The organism is Pseudomonas sp. OVF7, assembly GCF_030644265.1.
Classification (GTDB): Bacteria; Pseudomonadota; Gammaproteobacteria; order Pseudomonadales; family Pseudomonadaceae; genus Aquipseudomonas; species Aquipseudomonas gorinensis.
Genome location: NZ_CP128996.1, coordinates 6,891,453 through 6,910,134 on the forward strand (window position 1 = coordinate 6,891,453; position 18,682 = coordinate 6,910,134).

Annotated in this window: 17 protein-coding genes; 13 read left to right on the forward strand and 4 right to left on the reverse strand. The window is 61.4% G+C overall.

Going from position 1 to position 18,682, the window contains the following annotated elements; translation table 11 throughout:
* Nucleotides 1–98: 98 nt before the first annotated feature.
* Entirely contained in the window at nt 99–2,498 is a 2,400-nt protein-coding gene (locus tag QU606_RS31365) for a hybrid sensor histidine kinase/response regulator (protein WP_024077556.1), read from the reverse strand.
* 288 nt (nt 2,499–2,786) lie between these two features.
* On the opposite strand from QU606_RS31365, the gene QU606_RS31370 reads away from it, so the two are divergent.
* The 4 genes from QU606_RS31370 (at nt 2,787) to QU606_RS31385 (ending at nt 6,306) form a co-directional block, all read left to right on the forward strand.
* Nucleotides 2,787–3,584, forward strand: coding sequence for a hydroxymethylpyrimidine/phosphomethylpyrimidine kinase (locus QU606_RS31370; RefSeq protein ID WP_024077557.1), 798 nt, complete (start codon nt 2,787–2,789; stop codon nt 3,582–3,584).
* 18 nt (nt 3,585–3,602) lie between these two features.
* Nucleotides 3,603–4,232, forward strand: a complete 630-nt coding sequence (thiE, locus tag QU606_RS31375; protein ID WP_102624167.1) for a thiamine phosphate synthase — start codon at nt 3,603–3,605, stop codon at nt 4,230–4,232.
* 11 nt (nt 4,233–4,243) lie between these two features.
* Nucleotides 4,244–5,527, forward strand: a complete 1,284-nt coding sequence (gene hemL / locus QU606_RS31380; RefSeq protein WP_024077559.1) for a glutamate-1-semialdehyde 2,1-aminomutase — start codon at nt 4,244–4,246, stop codon at nt 5,525–5,527.
* A 224-nt stretch (nt 5,528–5,751) separates the two neighbouring features.
* Nucleotides 5,752–6,306 (forward strand): tetratricopeptide repeat protein, encoded by a 555-nt coding sequence (locus tag QU606_RS31385; RefSeq protein ID WP_024077560.1) that lies wholly within the window; start codon nt 5,752–5,754, stop codon nt 6,304–6,306.
* 144 nt (nt 6,307–6,450) lie between these two features.
* Here the strand turns inward: QU606_RS31385 and QU606_RS31390 are convergent, their stop codons facing one another.
* Nucleotides 6,451–6,777, reverse strand: a complete 327-nt coding sequence (locus QU606_RS31390; protein WP_003194436.1) for a DUF1820 family protein — start codon at nt 6,775–6,777, stop codon at nt 6,451–6,453.
* Nucleotides 6,778–6,908: 131 nt separating this feature from the next.
* Here QU606_RS31390 and miaB point away from each other — a divergent pair, with 131 nt between their 5' ends.
* The 5 genes from miaB to lnt all read left to right on the forward strand — a co-directional run bounded on the left by miaB (nt 6,909) and on the right by lnt (nt 12,323).
* Nucleotides 6,909–8,237 carry a tRNA (N6-isopentenyl adenosine(37)-C2)-methylthiotransferase MiaB gene (gene miaB, locus QU606_RS31395; RefSeq protein WP_024077561.1) on the forward strand — a complete coding sequence of 443 codons (1,329 nt, stop codon included), beginning with the start codon at nt 6,909–6,911 and terminating at the stop codon, nt 8,235–8,237.
* A 216-nt stretch (nt 8,238–8,453) separates the two neighbouring features.
* Complete coding sequence (locus QU606_RS31400) at nt 8,454–9,458, forward strand: PhoH family protein (protein WP_024077562.1); 1,005 nt, start codon at nt 8,454–8,456, stop codon at nt 9,456–9,458.
* Nucleotides 9,451–9,909, forward strand: a complete 459-nt coding sequence (ybeY, locus tag QU606_RS31405; protein WP_024077563.1) for an rRNA maturation RNase YbeY — start codon at nt 9,451–9,453, stop codon at nt 9,907–9,909. Before QU606_RS31400 ends, ybeY begins: the two co-directional genes overlap by 8 nt.
* Before the next feature lie 42 nt (nt 9,910–9,951).
* Complete coding sequence (locus tag QU606_RS31410; RefSeq protein WP_010206772.1) at nt 9,952–10,791, forward strand: HlyC/CorC family transporter; 840 nt, start codon at nt 9,952–9,954, stop codon at nt 10,789–10,791.
* 8 nt (nt 10,792–10,799) lie between these two features.
* Entirely contained in the window at nt 10,800–12,323 is a 1,524-nt protein-coding gene (lnt, locus tag QU606_RS31415; protein WP_102624168.1) for an apolipoprotein N-acyltransferase, read from the forward strand.
* 121 nt (nt 12,324–12,444) lie between these two features.
* On the opposite strand, the gene QU606_RS31420 is transcribed toward lnt, so the two are convergent.
* Both QU606_RS31420 and QU606_RS31425 read right to left on the reverse strand, forming a co-directional pair.
* Nucleotides 12,445–13,206 carry a YdcF family protein gene (locus QU606_RS31420; protein ID WP_102624169.1) on the reverse strand — a complete coding sequence of 254 codons (762 nt, stop codon included), beginning with the start codon at nt 13,204–13,206 and terminating at the stop codon, nt 12,445–12,447.
* A 107-nt stretch (nt 13,207–13,313) separates the two neighbouring features.
* Nucleotides 13,314–13,631, reverse strand: a complete 318-nt coding sequence (locus tag QU606_RS31425) for a hypothetical protein (RefSeq protein ID WP_102624170.1) — start codon at nt 13,629–13,631, stop codon at nt 13,314–13,316.
* Between the two features lie 262 nt (nt 13,632–13,893).
* On the opposite strand from QU606_RS31425, the gene leuS reads away from it, so the two are divergent.
* The 4 genes from leuS (at nt 13,894) to arfA (ending at nt 18,664) form a co-directional block, all read left to right on the forward strand.
* The gene (gene leuS, locus QU606_RS31430) at nt 13,894–16,500 is read left to right on the forward strand and encodes a leucine--tRNA ligase (RefSeq protein WP_102624171.1); all 2,607 of its coding nucleotides are present in this window, start codon (nt 13,894–13,896) and stop codon (nt 16,498–16,500) included.
* An 89-nt stretch (nt 16,501–16,589) separates the two neighbouring features.
* The gene (gene lptE / locus QU606_RS31435; RefSeq protein ID WP_024077569.1) at nt 16,590–17,195 is read left to right on the forward strand and encodes an LPS assembly lipoprotein LptE; all 606 of its coding nucleotides are present in this window, start codon (nt 16,590–16,592) and stop codon (nt 17,193–17,195) included.
* A 39-nt stretch (nt 17,196–17,234) separates the two neighbouring features.
* A complete protein-coding gene (holA, locus tag QU606_RS31440; protein ID WP_024077570.1) occupies nt 17,235–18,272 on the forward strand; it encodes a DNA polymerase III subunit delta in 1,038 nt (345 codons plus the stop codon).
* A gap of 227 nt (nt 18,273–18,499) precedes the next feature.
* Nucleotides 18,500–18,664 carry an alternative ribosome rescue factor ArfA gene (gene arfA / locus QU606_RS31445; protein ID WP_003176285.1) on the forward strand — a complete coding sequence of 55 codons (165 nt, stop codon included), beginning with the start codon at nt 18,500–18,502 and terminating at the stop codon, nt 18,662–18,664.
* Nucleotides 18,665–18,682: the final 18 nt, after the last annotated feature.

The window sequence follows — 18,682 nt, forward strand, 5'->3', positions numbered from 1 at the left end:
ATAAACGCGTTGCTCTCAGGTTTTTCGCGAGCAAGCTCGCTCCTACAGGGTACGAATCGATTGAGGCCGGTTTTTTCAGTTAAGCACCGTCAACCGCCTTAAAAAAGTGGCATACGCGCCGAATGTCCGGCGCTTTCGCCCTCTTGCGGGCATAACACGCGACGTTCCAGCACCGCTTGCAACGCCTCGAAACGCACAGGCTTGGCCAGGCGATCAGTGATACCAATGCCATGGCAGCGCTCACGCTCCGACGCATTGAGCGACGAACTCAAGGCGATCACCGGCAACTCACCACAGCCCGGCAACGCCCGTATCTGACAACACAACGAGAACCCACCTTCAGGCACGTCCAGCAAGACCGCGTCGAAGGTGCCCGCCTGCAAGGCCGCCAATGCGGTCGGGCCGCTGTCCACGGTTTTCACCCGATAGCCCAGTTTGAGCAACATGCCGCGTACCACCAACTGGCCGACGCTGTTGTCATCCACCAACAACACCGCACAATCCTGCGGCGCGCGTCGCTGCTCAGGCGCCGGGCTCGTGACTTTGGGCGCGGGCGGTACGGCATCGACGTCCATCTCCAACTGGAAGCGGCTGCCCTTGTGCGGCTCGGAATGGTGGGTGAGACGCCCGCCCAGCAGCTCGATCAATTGCCGGCAAATCGCCAGGCCGATACCCAGGCCGCCGTATTCGCGGGTGGTCGAACCATCAAGTTGGAAGAAGCGCTGGTACAGAGTGGCCTCGTCAAGGAAGGCGAAACCAATGCCCGTGTCAGTGACGATAAAGCTCAGGTGCAGGCCACCGTCGCTGCGGGGCACGCCCACCACGCGCAGGCGCACCGTGCCTTGGTGGGTAAACTTGAAGGCGTTGTCCAGCAGGCAATCCAGGCACTGAAGCAGTTTGTCGGCATCGCCGATCACGCGGTCGGGCAGCTCATCGGCCACGTCGATGGAAAACCCCAGGCCCTTGTTCTGCGCACTGGCGCTGAACTGCTGGCGCAAGGCGTCGAGCACGCTGCGCAGGCTGAACACCTCGGGCTTGGCACTCAGGCGTCCGGCCTGCAACTCGGTGAGGGTGAGGATGCCGTTGACCATGCGCATCATGTCTCGCGCCGAGCCAGCGGCCGTTTGCTGGTACTGCGCCAGGTCGCCGTCCAGAGGCACGGTTTGCATCAGTTCCAGGGAGCCGATCACCCCATTCATCGGGGTGCGCAGTTCGTGGGTCAGGGTGGCGAGGAATTCGTCCTTGAGCCGGTTGCTGCGGGCCAACTGCTGGTTGAGCACTTCCAGCTTCTGGCTGGCGTCGAACAGGATTTGCGCCTGTTGCTCGCGCATGCCGTTGATGCGGTCCGCCAGGGCCAGGGACAACAGCGCCACCTCAATGGCCGAGCCAATCTGGCTGGCGTACATGGTGAGGAATACGTTGGGCAAGTAGCCCAGCACCATCATGGTATTGACCACCCCGCCCAGCAGGAACGCGGTCCAGGCAATGATGAAATACCGCGCCATGCGCTGCCCGCAGCACCAGGCCTTAATGGCGGCGACGAAGATGGTCACGGTGAACACCAGCGCCAGGCCGGTGGCCAGACGCAAGGCCAGCGCGTAACTGGTCATCAGCGAGAGCAGCATCACCACCGCCCCGCAGGCCACCAGTGCCAGCAACAGACGATTGATCCAGCGACTGTGTTGGGCAGTGTGCAGGAAGCTGCGGGCGAACAGGCTGCCAAACAGCGCCGCCGAGCCAATCAGGAACGGCACCGCCGCGTTGGTCCACCACGGGTTGTCCGGCCACAAATATTCCGCCGCCACCCCATTGACCGACAATTGGTACAGGCCGAACGAGGCGATGTAGAGGATGTAATACAGGTAACTGGTGTCACGCACGCTCAGGTAGATGAACAGGTTGTAGATCAACATCCCCAGCAATACGCCGTAAATCGCCCCCAGTACATACAGGCGCAAGGGTTGTTCTTCCAGGTAGGCGGTGCCGGACCACAGCGTCAACGGGGCCTGGATCGAGCCTTGGCTTTGCAGGCGCAGGTAGAGGGTTTCCTGTTGATTGGGCACAAAGTTGAGCTTGAACAGGTAATTGCTCTGGCGCACCTCCCGGCTGGAAAAAGGCAGCGCGCTGCCGGTGCGCGCGGTGAGGCGGTAGTTGCCGGTGGGGTCGCGCTGGTACAGGTCCAGGTGGTTCAGTGGCGGGTAGGCCAGTTCCAGGAACCAGGTACGTGGGGAACGCGGGTCTTGGGCCAGGTAATGCAGGTCGACCTTGAGCCAGAACACCGAGCGTGAATAGCCGGCATTGAGGGTGGCTTTGTCATGGGGTTTGAACTGTGCGGCGTAGGCGGGGGAACTCACATCGGCGATGGTCAGGGCGTCGGTCGGGTCTTCGAGCACCTGCATGGCGCGGCCCAGTGGCAAGCTTCGCGTGTCCTGAGTGAACTCGATGGCGCTGGCGAACATAGGCAGTCCGCACAACAATAAAATCAGCAAATAGCGCATAGAGCCCCAGCGTGACCTGTCCGGTTATGTCAAAAAGCCCCCCATTCCTTTTGAGAAGACGAATACCGGCGATACAGTAAGTTGTTTGGATCCACTCTAGCATAGCCGCTAGAGGCCATTAGACACCATTGAAATAATTTTTTGAAAGGCTCTAGGACGCGGCTTACAGAGGGTTTTACAACCCGTAACGGATACTAGCAAACGGCCATAAATACCCCTGTATCCGGGCAAAATTCTGCCAGCGCCAGACGGCCCCGCCAAAAGCGTTTGGTGGTAAGCTCGCGCTCCATGAATATCTACAGCTCTCGCCCTGTTGTCCTCTGTCTCTCCGGCCATGATCCCAGTGGGGGCGCCGGCTTGCAGGCAGATATCGAAGCCCTGCTCGCCCAGGGCTGCCATGCGGCTCCGACCGTCACCGCCCTGACCGTGCAGAACACCGTCAATGTCAGCGACTTTCGCGTACTCGATCGCGAGTGGGTAATGGCCCAGGCCAATGCCGTGCTCAGCGACTCCGAAGTCGCGGCGGTCAAGCTGGGCATGCTGGGCTCTACCGCGATGGTCGACACCGTGGTCGAACTGCTGCAGGCGCATCCGCACCTGCCGGTGGTGTGCGACCCGGTGCTGCGTGCCGGCGGCGGTGGCAGCCTGGGCAAGGATGAAGTCGGCTACGCGATGCGCGAGCGGCTGTTTCCACTGTCGCTGATCGCCACACCCAACCTGCCCGAAGCCCGCATCCTTGCAGAGCTGCCCGACGGCACCGCGGACGAATGCGCCGAAAAGCTGCTGCCCTATATCAAGCACCTGCTGATCACGGGCGGCCATGGCGACGAACACGAAGTGCACAACCGCCTGTACAGCCGCGACGGCACGCGCCAGACCTTCACCTGCCAGCGCCTGCCCGGCAACTATCACGGATCGGGTTGCACCCTGGCCAGTGCACTGGCCGGGCGGATCGCCCAGGGCGAGGGCCTGGTGAGCGCCGTACAGTCTGCCCTCAACTACACTTGGCGTACCCTGCGTGACGCCGAACAACTCGGCCAGGGCCAGTTCGTGCCTCGCCGACTGCCGCTGGATTTCTGCTCGTAAGACCAAGAGGCCTGCCCGATGAAATTACGTGGCCTTTACGCCATTACCGACGGCCAACTGTTGGCCGGCAAATTCCTCGCCTATGTCGAAGCGGCATTGGACGGTGGCGTGACCTTGTTGCAGTACCGCGATAAAAGCACCGACGAAGCCCGGCGCCTGCGCGAAGCCGAAAAGTTGCGGGAGCTGTGCTCTCGCTACAAGACCCAATTGATCATCAACGACGATGCCGAATTGGCTGCGCGCCTCGGCGTCGGCGTACACCTGGGCCAGACCGACGGCCCACTGACCCCGGCGCGTGCCTTGCTGGGTTCCAAGGCGATCATCGGCGCCACCTGCCACAGCCAGATCGAACTGGCCGAGCAGGCCGCGAAGGAAGGCGCCAGCTATGTCGCCTTCGGCCGCTTCTTCAATTCCAACACCAAGCCTGGCGCGCCCGCCGCCACTGTCGAGATGCTGGCCCAGGCCCGCAAGCGCCTGCAATTGCCGATCTGCGTGATCGGCGGCATCACTCTGGAGAACGCCGAACCGCTGGTGGCCCACGGTGCTGACCTGCTGGCCGTGGTGCATGGCCTGTTCGGCGCCGAGAGCCCCCAGGAAGTCACGCGCCGCGCCCGCGCCTTTAACGATCTTCTTAAATATTCCGTTTAGAGAGCCCGACCATGTCCCGTTCCGAAAGCCTGTTTGCCAATGCCCAGAAACACATCCCCGGCGGTGTGAACTCCCCCGTGCGTGCGTTCAAGAGCGTCGGCGGCACGCCATTGTTCTTCAAGCATGCCGAAGGCGCCTACGTCACCGACGAAGATGACAAGCGCTACGTCGACTACGTTGGTTCCTGGGGTCCAATGATCCTCGGCCACAGCCATCCTGAAGTCCTCGACGCCGTCCGCCAGCAATTGCAGCACGGCCTGTCCTACGGCGCGCCGACCGCGATGGAAACCGAGATGGCCGACCTGGTCTGCTCGATCGTGCCGTCGATGGAGATGGTGCGCATGGTCAGTTCCGGCACCGAAGCCACCATGAGCGCAATCCGCCTGGCCCGTGGTTTCACCGGCCGCGACAGCATTATCAAATTCGAAGGCTGCTACCACGGCCACTCCGACAGCCTGCTGGTCAAGGCCGGTTCCGGCGCACTGACCCAGGGCGTTCCGAGTTCGGCCGGCGTACCCGCCGCGTTCGCCAAACACACGCTGACCCTGCCGTTCAACGACATTGCCGCGGTCGAGCAGATGCTCAGCGAAGTCGGCCAGGACGTGGCTTGCATCATCGTCGAGCCGGTCGCTGGCAACATGAACTGCGTACCGCCGGCCCCGGGCTTCCTCGAAGGCTTGCGCGAGCAGTGCGACAAACACGGCGTGGTACTGATTTTCGACGAAGTGATGACCGGTTTCCGTGTCGCCCTCGGCGGCGCCCAAGCGCACTATGGCGTCACGCCAGACCTGAGCACCTTTGGCAAGATCATTGGCGGCGGCATGCCGGTGGGCTGCTTTGGCGGCAAGCGTGAAATCATGCAGCAGATCGCGCCGCTGGGCCCGGTGTACCAGGCGGGCACCCTGTCCGGTAACCCACTGGCCATGGCGGCCGGCCTGACCACCCTGCGCCTGATCAGCCGCCCGGGTTTCCACGCCGAGCTGACCGACTACACCACTCGCCTGCTGGACGGCCTGCAACAGCGCGCCGATGCCGCCGGTATCCCGTTTGTCACCACCCAGGCCGGTGGCATGTTCGGCCTGTATTTCAGCGGTGCCGACGATATCGTCACGTTCGAGGACGTGATGGGCAGCGATGCCGACCTCTTCAAGCGCTTCTTCCACCTGATGCTGGAAGGCGGCGTGTACCTGGCGCCGAGCGCCTTCGAGGCGGGCTTCACCTCGATCGCCCACGGCGACGCCGAGCTGAAACTGACCCTTGACGCCGCCGAGCGCGCCTTCGCCGCCCTGAAATAAACAGGTGCACACTCTGATGCTGCCCTCGGCAGCGTCAGATTTTCTACTTTGCCTACAGCGTTTTCCTTATTTTTTCGAGAATTCACCTGCAATCCGGCAGATAACTTGCCCAACCAGCAGAAAAACGAGTAAAGACTTTGTAAGCAGAGGCCTGCTTATTTCATAATGCGCGCTTATTGGACCCCCGAGGGTCCGCGTGCCCCGTCAGAGGTAAGTCGATTCCCATGAAACGCACCGGCCGCACCCTGGTCCTGGGCTGCCTGTTGCTCCTTCAGCCGCTGCTGGCACATGCACAAGCAGGCGGCAACTCGTTGTTAATCCCAGCGATGGGTCGTTGCACCCTCAATACCCAGCCAGACAGCCAGGCCGAAGCCCTGAGCGCGTGCCAGAAGCAGGCCGACGGCGGGGATGCGCAGGCGCAATACGAGTTGGGCGAGTTCTTCTACGACAGCAAAAACCCCGCCCGCGACCTCAACAAGGCCTTGAACTACTTCGAGAAAGCCTCGTTGCAGGGCCACGCCCAGGCGCAATTCCAACTGGGCACCATGTTCTTCCACGGTGAAGGCGTGCCGGCCAATAACGTCCAGGCGTATATCGTGCTGAAAATGGCTGCGGTCAATGGCGCCGAAGACGCGCTGGACACCGCCGACGAAGTGGCCGAGCACATGCAGCGCGATGAGCTGGAAGTGGCGACCCAGGTGCTGGGGCAGATTTTCCGCAATTACCTGCAGGAATTGCAGAGTGCCGATGGGCGTTCGCCGTTCTCACCCCTGCCCTGATCGATCTGCGGCGAGGGCGCGTGCTCCTCGCCAGGCTGCAAAGCGGGTTCACAACCCTTCACTGACTTCTATCTGACGCATCTGTAAATTGCATTGGGGCCGCTTCGAGCCCCGGCGGGAGTAAGCGTCCTCGTCACAAACGTCTTACTTTTCGGGCATCGGCATCGGAAACGGCATGACATTGCTGGTGCCACGGGCTTCGCTGATCTTCGGCGTTCCCAGGCGCTCGACTTCATCGATGCGCACAATCGAATGCATCGGCACAAAACTACGCACCACGCCTTCGAACTGGGCCTTGAGTTTCTCTTCGCCCGGGTCGACGACCAACTGGGTGCGCTCGCCAAAGACGAACTCTTCCACCTCCAGGAAGCCCCACAGATCGCTCTGATAGATCTGCTTGGCGTACATTTCGAACACCTGGCCCTGGTTCAGGAAAATCACCTTGTAGATTGGAGCTTCACGTTTGGTCATGGTGGGCGAACAACACATCGGGGATATAAAAGAGGGCGCGAACTATAGCATGGCACCCGATGCACAACGCTAGGAACCAATGGACATGCCCCCTATAATGCGCGGTTCTTTACCACCAGTTGACGATTCCCATGGCCAAGAAGCTTTATATCGAAACCCACGGTTGCCAGATGAACGAGTACGACAGCTCGCGCATGGTCGATCTGCTGGGTGAACACCAGGCCCTGGAAGTCACCGCCCGCGCCGAAGATGCCGACGTGATCCTGCTCAATACCTGCTCGATCCGCGAACGGGCCCAGGACCGCGTGTACTCGCAACTGGGCCGCTGGCGCGAACTGAAACTGGCCAACCCGGACATGGTGATCGCCGTCGGCGGTTGCGTGGCCAGCCAGGAAGGCGCCGCCATCCGCGACCGCGCGCCCTATGTCGACGTGGTGTTCGGCCCACAGACCCTGCACCGCCTGCCGGAAATGATCGACGCTGCGCGCCTCACCAGGCTGCCCCAGGTCGACGTCTCGTTCCCGGAAATCGAAAAATTCGACCATTTGCCCGAGCCACGCATCGACGGGCCGAGCGCCTATGTGTCGGTGATGGAAGGCTGCAGCAAGTACTGCACCTTCTGTGTGGTGCCTTACACCCGTGGCGAAGAAGTCAGCCGGCCGTTTGACGATGTGCTGTCGGAAATTATCCACCTGGCCGAACACGGCGTGCGCGAAGTGACCCTCCTCGGCCAGAACGTCAACGGCTATCGCGGCCAGACCCACGATGGCCGCCTGGCGGACCTGGCGGAGCTGATCCGCGTGGTCGCCGCCGTCGATGGCATCGAGCGCATTCGCTACACCACCTCGCACCCGTTGGAGTTTTCCGACAGCCTGATCCAGGCCCACGCCGAAGTGCCGGAGCTGGTCAAGCACCTGCATTTGCCGGTGCAGTCGGGCTCGGACCGCATCCTGGCGGCCATGAAGCGCAACCACACCGCCCTGGAATACAAATCCAAACTGCGCAAATTGCGCGCGGCGGTGCCGGGTATCTGCATCAGCTCGGACTTTATCGTCGGTTTTCCCGGCGAAACCGAGAAAGACTTCCAGCAGACCATGAAGCTGATCGAAGACGTCGGTTTTGACTTCTCCTATTCGTTTGTCTACAGCCAGCGTCCGGGCACCCCGGCCGCCGACCTGCTGGACGAAACCCCGGAAGAACTGAAAAAAGAGCGCTTGAACGCCCTGCAACATCGCCTGAACCAGCAGGGTTTCGAGATCAGCCGACAAATGGTCGGGTCCACCCAACGCATCCTGGTCACCGACTACTCGAAAAAAGACCCGGGCGAATTGCAGGGGCGCACCGAGAACAACCGCATCGTCAACTTCCGTTGCGACAATCCGACCTTGATCGGCCAGTTTGCCGATGTGCACATCGATGCGGCGCAACCGCATTCGTTGCGCGGGTCTCTGGTGCAATAACCCTCAAATCACCACGGCTCAAAATGTGGGAGGGGGCTTGCCCCCGATGACGGCGTGTCAGACACAGATGTTTTATCTTCACCTGCGTTATCGGGGGCAAGCCCCCTCCCACATTTGAATTGCATGGCATCAGGGTTAGATAAATGCTTTCGTACCCGAGCCACTGGCGCTATTCTCTCTTTCACCTCCACAGCCAAAGGGCGGCTAAAAGCAACCTTGAACGCACCCATAGCAGAACCCCATCGTTTCCTCCTCGAGCCGTTTGAGGCTCGCCGTTTCGCCAATCTGTGCGGACAGTTCGACGAGCACCTGCGCCTGATCGAACAACGCCTGAGCATCGAGATCCGCAACCGCGGCAATCAATTCGAGCTTATTGGCGAACCCCAGCACACCACGTCTGCAGAAAACCTGCTCCGCCGCCTCTACCGCGAAACCAAGGGTAGTGAGCTGTCGCCGGAAACGGTGCACCTGTACCTGCAGGAATCCGCCGTGGAAGACCTGGCCAACAACCCGGTGGCCGAAGCCAGCGTGGCCCTGCGCACCAAAAAAGGCATGATTCGCCCACGCGGCTTGAATCAGCAGCGCTACGTCAAAGAAATTCTCGGCAACGATATCAACTTCGGCATCGGCCCCGCCGGTACCGGCAAGACCTACCTGGCCGTGGCCTGCGCGGTCGACGCCTTGGAGCGCGAGCAAGTGCGCCGCATCCTGTTGGTGCGCCCAGCGGTCGAGGCGGGTGAAAAACTCGGCTTCCTGCCCGGCGACCTGGCCCAGAAGATCGATCCGTACCTGCGCCCGCTCTACGACGCGCTCTACGAAATGCTCGGCTTTGAATACGTGGCCAAGCTGATCGAACGCCAAGTGATCGAAATCGCCCCGCTGGCCTACATGCGTGGCCGTACGCTGAACAACAGCTTCATCATCCTCGACGAAAGCCAGAACACCACTGTCGAGCAGATGAAGATGTTCCTCACCCGTATCGGTTTCGGCTCCACCGCCGTGATCACCGGTGACGTCACCCAGGTCGACCTGCCCAAGGGCACCAAATCCGGCCTGGCCCAGGTGATCGAGGTGCTCAAGGACGTGCCGGGTATCAGCTTCACGCACTTCATGCCCAAGGACGTGGTCCGCCACCCGCTGGTGCAGCGCATTGTCGAGGCCTACGAGCGCTTCGACCATCGCGACGACGCACCGACCCAGGATGCGCGCCGCGATGCTTGAGCTTGACCTGCAGCTGGCCACCGACGCGCCCGCTCCCAGCGAAGAGCAGTTCCGTCAATGGTGCACCCTGGCCCTGCGCCAGCGCACCGCTGACTCGGAACTGACCATTCGCCTGGTGGACGAGCCCGAGGGCCGCGAACTGAATCACACCTGGCGCCAGAAGGATTACGCGACCAACGTGCTGTCCTTTCCCGCCGACGTACCCGACGAGTTGCTGGATATCCCGCTGCTGGGCGACCTGGTGATCTGCGTCGAAGTGGTCGAACGCGAAGCTCGGGAGCAAGGCAAGGTTCTTGAGGCCCATTGGGCCCATCTGGTCATCCACGGCTGCTTGCATCTGCTGGGCTACGACCATATAGACGATGACGAAGCCGAAGAGATGGAAGCGCTGGAACGAACGTTGCTTGCAGAATTGGGTCATCGCGATCCGTATGCAGACGACGAAAACTGATCGACACTTAACTGAAACAACAAAGGATTTAGAGTAATCGCTATGAGCGAAGACCGATCGAGCAACGGGCAAAAGTCATGGCTGGGTAAACTGACCCAGGCTTTTGCCCACGAGCCGAAAAACCGCCAGGAGCTGCTGGAGCTGCTGCGCGAAGCCCACCAGAACAAGTTGCTGGACAGCGAAGCGCTGGCCATCGTCGAAGGCGCCATCCAGGTGGCTGACCTGCAGGTTCGCGACATCATGGTCCCGCGCTCGCAGATGATCAGCATCAAGGCGACCCAGACCCCACGGGAATTCCTCCCGGCCGTGATCGATTCGGCGCACTCGCGCTACCCGGTGATCGGTGAAAGCCATGACGACGTCATGGGTGTCCTGCTGGCCAAGGACCTGCTGCCGCTGATCCTCAAGGAGAACGGCGACAGCTTCAACATCAAGGACCTGCTGCGTCCCGCCACGTTCGTCCCGGAATCCAAGCGCCTGAATGTGCTGCTGCGTGAATTCCGCGCCAACCACAATCACATGGCCATCGTGATCGACGAATACGGCGGCGTGGCTGGCCTGGTAACCATCGAGGACGTGCTGGAACAAATCGTCGGCGATATCGAAGATGAGCACGACGTCGAAGAAGACAGCTACATCAAGCCACTGCCCAGCGGTGACTTCCTGATCAAGGCGCTGACACCGATCGAGAACTTCAACGAGTTCTTCGACAGCGAGTTCTCCGACGATGAGTTCGATACCGTCGGCGGCCTGGTGATGAGTGCATTTGGTCATTTGCCCAAGCGCAATGAAACCACCGAGATCGGTGCGTATCGCTTCCGCATCCTGAATGCCGACAGCCGTCGCATCCACCTGATCCGTCTGACACCTATTGCCCGCTAAGGACTGACATGCGCCGTTTCATCGCTCCCGGCTGGCCCGGTAACCTGCTGGCCGTGGTGGCCGGCGCCATCACCACCCTGGCGCTGGCGCCGTTCGACCTGTGGCCGTTTGCGCTGCTGGCGGTCGGACTGTTTTATGTCGGGCTGCGGGAATTGTCCCCACGCCAGGCCCTGAGCCGTGGCTGGTGTTTCGGTTTCGGCCTGTTTGGCGCTGGCACCAGTTGGATCTACTACAGCATCCACCACTTCGGCGGCGCCTCGGTGCTGTTGGCCGGGCTGCTGATGCTGGCATTCACCGCCGCCATTGCCCTGTTCTTCGCCTTACCCGCGTGGCTGTGGGCACGCTGGCTGCGCCGCAATGAAGCGCCGCTGGCCGACGCCCTGACCTTTGCCGCATTGTGGGTCGGCCAGGAAGCCTTTCGTGGCTGGTTCCTCACCGGCTTCCCCTGGTTGTACTCCGGTTACAGTCAACTCGACGGCCCCCTCACCGGCCTCGCGCCAGTGGGTGGCATGTGGCTGATTTCCTTCGCGCTGGCGCTGACCGCAGCCTTGCTGTGCAACCTGCCACGCCTGCTCGCAACCCGGCGCAACGCCTTTATCGGCACTGGCCTGCTGTTGCTGGTGGCGCCTTGGGCAATCGGCCTGGCCCTCAAGCATCACGACTGGACCTCGCCTTCCGGCGCACCGTTAAGCGTGGCGGCGATCCAGGGCAACGTCGAACAAAGCATGAAGTGGGACCCCGAGCAGCTCAATGCGCAACTGGCGCTGTACCGCGACATGAGCTTCAGCTCCAAGCGCGTCGACCTGCTGGTATGGCCCGAAACAGCGGTGCCGGTGCTCAAGGAATCGGTCGAGGGTTACCTGGGGATGATGGGCAAGTTCGCCGCCGAGCGGCATACCGCCCTGATCACCGGTGTGCCGATTCGCCAGGAAGTGCATCATCACAAGCGCTACTTCAACGGAATCACCGTAGTGGGTGAAGGGGACGGCACTTACCTGAAGCAGAAACTGGTGCCCTTCGGCGAGTACGTGCCACTGCAGGACATGTTGCGCGGCTTGATTGCCTTCTTCGACCTGCCCATGTCGGACTTCGCCCGTGGCCCGTCCGACCAGGCAATGCTGCAAGCCAAGGGCTATCAGATTGCACCGTTCATTTGCTATGAAGTGGTGTACCCGGAATTCGCCGCTGGCCTGTCGGCCCAGAGCGACCTGCTGCTGACCATCAGCAACGACACCTGGTTCGGCACCTCCATCGGCCCCTTGCAGCATCTGCAAATGGCGCAAATGCGTGCGCTGGAAGCCGGCCGCTGGATGATCCGCGCCACCAACAATGGCGTGACCGGCCTGATCAACCCGTATGGTCAGATCACCGCGCAAATCCCGCAGTTCGAGCGCGGCATTCTCTACGGCGACGTGGTGCCGATGCACAACCTGACACCGTATCTGCAATGGCGCTCATGGCCGTTGATCATCCTGTGCCTGGGGCTGTTTGGCTGGGCACTGCTGGCGGGCCGGATGTCCAAAACCGTCTGACCAGGCAACACCAAACCAATGTGGGAGGGCGCGCGCCCCAATGGCAATTGTTCAGACACAGATGTTTTGACTGAAATGCCGCTATCGGCGCAAGCCCCCTCCCACATTTTGATTTGCGGTGCTATCGATAGAACAACCGATACCCCACCTGCCCCACCGCCTCGTTGAGCAACTGCCCGCTCTGCCACACTGACTTGAACTCCGGCATCCAGCCGCCCAGTGGCCGGGCGTTGTCCACGCCCAGGAAACCGACAGGCGCCGGCACCACGGTAAAGCCGGCCTTTTCAAAGCTCCAGACCGAACGCGGCATATGCCAGGCCTGGGTCACCAGCACCACGCGCTTGATGCCCTCGGGTAACAGAACCCCGGCGCTCATCTGCGCGTTTTCCCACGTGGTACGGCTGCGCTCTTCCTTCCAGCGCACCATGACGCCAAAGTCATCTTGCATCGACACCGCCATCAACTCAGCCTCGCTGGGCGGCGTCCCGTAGTGCAAACCACCGCTGGTCAACACCGGCAACCCGGATGCCTTGGCCAAACGCGCGGCATAGCGCTGGCGCTCAAGCCCGATTCCCGTGGGCTGGTCCGAACCCCAGGCCGGATCGCCACGCTCTCGGCCCGAACCCAATATCACAATGGCATCAGCGCGCTCGGCCAGGGTCGACCAGTCCTCGCGGGCCAAGGGCGGTTGCGTCTCCAGGGCCCGCGCGCCCCACTCCACCACGACCGGCAAGCTCATCAGCCACATGCCCCCCAGCCCCAGGGCAAAACAGCATCCCGCCAGGCGCGGACGGCTGCGACGAAACCACCAGGCAAGCGCGAGCAACAGCAAAAGAATGCCAGGCGGCAGTAACAGTTGTTTGATGAAGTAACGAATAGGCATCGGGCATCTCCATAGATGCCCGAAGCCTAAGGTGTAACGGGGGTTGAGCGACACTATTTAAGAGCAAAGCTGTGGTTGCGATGATCAGGCAGCAACAGGAGGGTGCATTACTTGAACCGTACGGCCCGACGTTTTTCCGGGCCGCGACCAGCCAACACATCCTTGAGCCACACCACCTTGGCCGACCGCGGGGGTTCACCGTATGGCGGGGAAGCCACACCGCTCGACACCGCGCGTCCATTCCTTTCCAGGTAAGCCGTGATCAGTTCCAACTCTGCGCGGCTCAAGCCTCGCAGTTCCAACTCCACAGGCCGTTCATCACGCAATCGGTCCGCAGTACTTGCCGCATCCAGTGCCCGACCCAAGCGGTCGATCAGTCCTTGGTATACATCCGATTTAGATAACATTCGCTGCGATTCCACCATCCCCTCACCTCATTGAAGATAAGACTCACTCCCCAATAAACAGCGTAGCCCCCATGGCTGCGCCTGCCCGGTGCCGCGACAGACGGCCTCGGTGGCGCAATCAGGGTTTCCCTCGATAGAGTGGGGTCATGTATGCTACGGCGCTTCCTGTAACTCCACTTCCCGCAGGGTTTGGGCACGGACGCGCCGCTTTTTGGTGTCGATCAACCCGGACAGTGCACCGAAGAGGATTAGGCCACCCCTATCCAGTTCAAAAGTAGCCATGCACGAACAATATCAGCCCCGTGAAATAGAAAATGCCGCCCAAACCTTCTGGGACGAGCAAAAGTCCTTTGAAGTCAGTGAACAGCCAGGCAAGGAGACTTTCTACTGCCTATCGATGTTCCCTTACCCCAGCGGCAAGCTACACATGGGGCATGTGCGTAACTACACCATCGGCGACGTGATTTCCCGCTACCAGCGCATGCAAGGCAAGAACGTCCTGCAACCCATGGGTTGGGACGCCTTCGGCATGCCGGCGGAAAACGCCGCGATGAAAAACAACGTGGCTCCCGCCAAGTGGACCTACGAAAACATCGCCTACATGAAGTCCCAGCTGCGCAGCCTGGGCCTGGCGGTGGACTGGTCTCGCGAAGTGACCACCTGCAAGCCGGACTACTACCGCTGGGAACAATGGCTGTTCACTCGCCTGTTCGAAAAAGGCGTGATCTACAAAAAAAGCGGCACCGTGAACTGGGACCCGATCGACCAGACCGTACTGGCCAACGAGCAGGTCATCGACGGGCGCGGCTGGCGTTCCGGCGCGCTGATCGAAAAGCGCGAAATCCCGATGTACTACTTCAAGATCACCGCCTACGCGGACGAACTCTTGTCGAGCCTCGACGATTTGCCGGGCTGGCCTGAACAGGTCAAGACCATGCAACGCAACTGGATCGGCAAGTCCAAGGGCATGGAAGTTCAGTTCCCGTACAACGTCGACTCCATCGGCGAAGCCGGCGCACTCAAAGTCTTCACCACCCGTCCAGACACCCTGATGGGCGCGACCTACGTCGCCGTGGCTGCCGAGCACCCATTGGCCACCCAGGCTGCCCGCAACAACCCTGAACTGCAGGCGTTCATTGCCGAATGCAAAGGCGGTAGCGTGGCCGAGGCCGACGTCGCCACCCAGGAGAAAAAGGGCCTGCCGACCGGGTTGTTCGTCGAGCACCCGCTGACCGGCGAAAAGCTGCCGGTCTGGGTCGCCAACTACGTGCTGATGCACTACGGCGATGGCGCAGTAATGGCTGTGCCGGCCCACGACGAGCGCGATTTCGAATTCGCTACCAAATACAGCCTGCCGATCAAGTCAGTGGTGCGCACCAGCTCGGGCGACACCAACCCGGCCCCGTGGCAAGACGCCTACGGTGAGCACGGTGAGCTGATCAACTCCGGCGAGTTCGACGGCCTGGACTTCGCCGGCGCCTTCGACGCCATCGAAGTCGCACTGATCAAGAAAAACCTCGGCGCCTCGCGCACCCAGTTCCGCCTGCGCGACTGGGGCATCAGCCGCCAACGCTATTGGGGCTGCCCGATCCCGATCATCCATTGCGAAAGCTGTGGCGACGTGCCGGTGCCGGAAGACCAACTGCCGGTCATCCTGCCGGAAGACGTGGTGCCGGACGGCGCCGGTTCGCCGCTGGCGCGCATGCCCGCGTTCTACGAGTGCAACTGCCCGAAATGCGGCCAGCCTGCCAAGCGTGAAACCGACACCATGGACACCTTCGTCGAGTCCTCGTGGTACTACGCCCGCTACGCCTCGCCGCACTATGAAGGCGGCCTGGTGGAAAAATCCGCGGCCGACCACTGGCTGCCGGTGGATCAGTACATCGGCGGTATCGAACACGCCATTCTCCACCTGCTGTACGCGCGCTTCTTCCACAAGCTGATGCGCGACGAAGGCCTGGTGAGTTCCAATGAACCGTTCAAGAACCTGCTGACCCAGGGCATGGTCGTCGCCGAGACTTACTATCGCCGCGAGGCCAATGGCGCCTACACCTGGTTCAACCCGGCGGACGTCGAACTGGAGCGCGACAGCAAGGCCAAGGTCATCAGCGCCAAGCTGATCGCCGACGGCCTGCCGGTGGAAATCGGCGGCACCGAGAAGATGGCCAAGTCGAAGAACAACGGCGTCGACCCACAGTCGATGATCGACCAGTTCGGCGCAGACACCTGCCGCCTGTTCATGATGTTCGCCTCGCCGCCTGACATGAGCGCCGAATGGTCCGACTCCGGCGTCGAAGGTTCGCACCGTTTCCTCAAGCGCGTCTGGCGCCTGGCCCATGCCCATGTCAGCCAGGGCCTGCCTGGCAAGCTGGATGTAGCGGGCTTGAATGATGAGCAGAAAGCCATTCGCCGCAGCACCCACCTGGCCATCAAGCAAGCGAGCCAGGACGTGGGCCAGCACCACAAGTTCAACACCGCCATCGCCCAGGTGATGACCCTGATGAACGTGCTGGAGAAAGCACCACACGCCACCGAACAGGACCGTGCGCTGGTTCAGGAAGGCCTGGAAACGGTCACCTTGCTGCTGGCCCCGATCACGCCGCACATCAGCCACGAACTGTGGAGCCGCCTGGGCCACAGCGACGCGGTCATTGATGCCCGCTGGCCGGTGCAGGATGACAGCGCGCTGGTACAGGACACGTTGCAACTGGTGATCCAGGTCAACGGTAAACTGCGCGGGCACATCGACATGCCTGCCAGCGCCAGCCGTGAAGACGTCGAAGCGGCCGCCCGCATCAATGAGAACGTGCTGCGCTTTACCGAAGGCCTGACGATCCGCAAAGTGATCGTGGTGCCCGGCAAGCTGGTCAATATCGTCGCGAGCTAAATCGGATCGGGCGCAGGGCTTGGGCCCTGCGCCGAACAAAACCTCCAGGGCCTCGATAAGGCCCACATGGTTTCAAGGGGAGCAACAAAATGATCAAACGCAATTTGCTGGTGATGGGCCTTGCCGTGCTGCTGAGCGCTTGCGGCTTCCAGCTGCGCGGTACTGGCACCAATGAACTGGCGATCAAGGAACTGGACGTCAGCGCCCGCGACGCCTACGGCAATACTGTGACCCAGTTGCGCCAGGTACTGGAAAACAGCGGTGTGCACGTCTACACCGGCGCGCCCTATAAGCTGGTCCTGATAAACGAGAAAGAAACCCAGCGTAACCTCAGTTACGCCAGTGCCGGCCGCGCCTCGGACATCGAACTGAGCAGTGAGCTCAACTTCGAAATCCAGGGCCGCGAACATCTGCCATTGATGGGTGACAAGGTCCAGGTGCAGAAAATCGTCAGCCACGACGGCAACAACCTGGTGGGTTCGGACTCGGAAAGCATCCAGGTGCGCAAGGAAATGCGTCGTGAATTGGTGCAACGCATGGTCGTGCGCCTGCAGATGCTGACCCCACAACAACTCGACACCTTGCAGCAAAACGCCGACAACAAGGCCAAGGCTGACGCCGACGCCCTGAAAGCCGCGCAAGAGTACGAAAACAACACGCCGAAACAATCGCCTGTTGAAGTCCCTGTCGAGTAAGCCAGACGGGGCGCCCCAGGCGCCCCGTTCGCCCAGCCTATGAAACTCGCCCCCGCCCAACTCGCCAAACACCTGCAAGGTGGCCTCGCGCCGGTGTATATCGTCAGCGGTGATGACCCGCTGCTGTGCCAGGAAGCGGCGGACGCCATCCGCACTGCCGCACGCCAGCACGGCTTCGATGAGCGACAGGTGTTCAGCGCCGACGCCAGTTTCGACTGGGGCACGCTGCTGCAAGCCGGCGCCAGCATGTCGCTGTTTGCGGAAAAACGCCTGCTGGAGCTGCGCTTGCCGTCGGGCAAGCCCGGAGACAAAGGCGCGGCCGCCTTCATCGAGTACTGTTCACGACCTGCCGAAGACACAGTGCTGCTGATCAGCCTGCCCAAGCTCGACGGCAGTGCGCAGAAAACCAAGTGGGGCAAGGCGCTGGTGGAAGGGGCGCAGACCCAGTTCATCCAGATCTGGCCGGTGGATAGCAGCCAGTTGCCACAATGGATTCGTCAGCGCCTGTCACAGTCGGGGCTATCGGCGACGCAAGATGCGGTCGAGCTGATCGCCGCCCGGGTCGAAGGCAACTTGCTTGCCGCCGCCCAGGAGATCGAAAAGCTCAAGCTGATGGCTGAAGACGGGCAGATCACCGTCGAGACCGTGCAAGGCGCGGTAGCCGACAGTGCGCGGTTTGACGTGTTCGGGCTGGTGGACGCGATCCTCAATGGCGAACCGGCCCACGCCCTGCGCATGCTCGAAGGGTTACGCGGTGAAGGCGTGGAACCGCCGGTGATCCTCTGGGCCCTGGCCCGGGAACTGCGGGTGCTGGCCAATATCGCCCTGCAATACAGCCAGGGCACGCCGCTCGACAAATGCTTCAGCCAGGCCCGGCCGCCCGTGTGGGACAAACGCAAGCCCCTGATGAGCAAAGCCCTGCAACGGCACTCGGCGCAACGCTGGGCGCAATTGCTGCTGGAAGCGCAGCGCATCGATGCGCAGATCAAGGGCCAGGCAGCCGGTTCGCCGTGGATGAGCCTGAGTCGTTTGTCGCTGTTGATGTCCGGACAGCGCCTGACACTCCCCGCCGAATAGCCCCCCTCTTAAAAACACCGCAAAACCAATGTGGGAGGGGGCTTGCCCCCGATAGCGGCGTGTCAGCCACTGCATCTTTAGCTGATCCACCACGATCGGGAGCAAGTCGAATCATCGCACCGCCCTTCCCACATTTTTGACTGCGTTTACAATTCATGGGCTTTACAGCAGCCTGGCTTCGGCAGATGATTTGCACCGCTGCATCCCACCTGAAGAGAGCATCAACCATGAGCAAAAAGCCATCCAAGCATGGCCCCAACAAGGCCAAATCCATCATCGCCCAGCCACTATTCCGCAGCCGTCAGGAACGCGCCGGCAAGGGCAAAGGCAGCTACCGCCGCGAAGCCTTCCAGTCTAATAGCTGGGAGGCTTCTTACTTTCTGGCTGCCTGAAGGCAAGCGCCCCTCCGG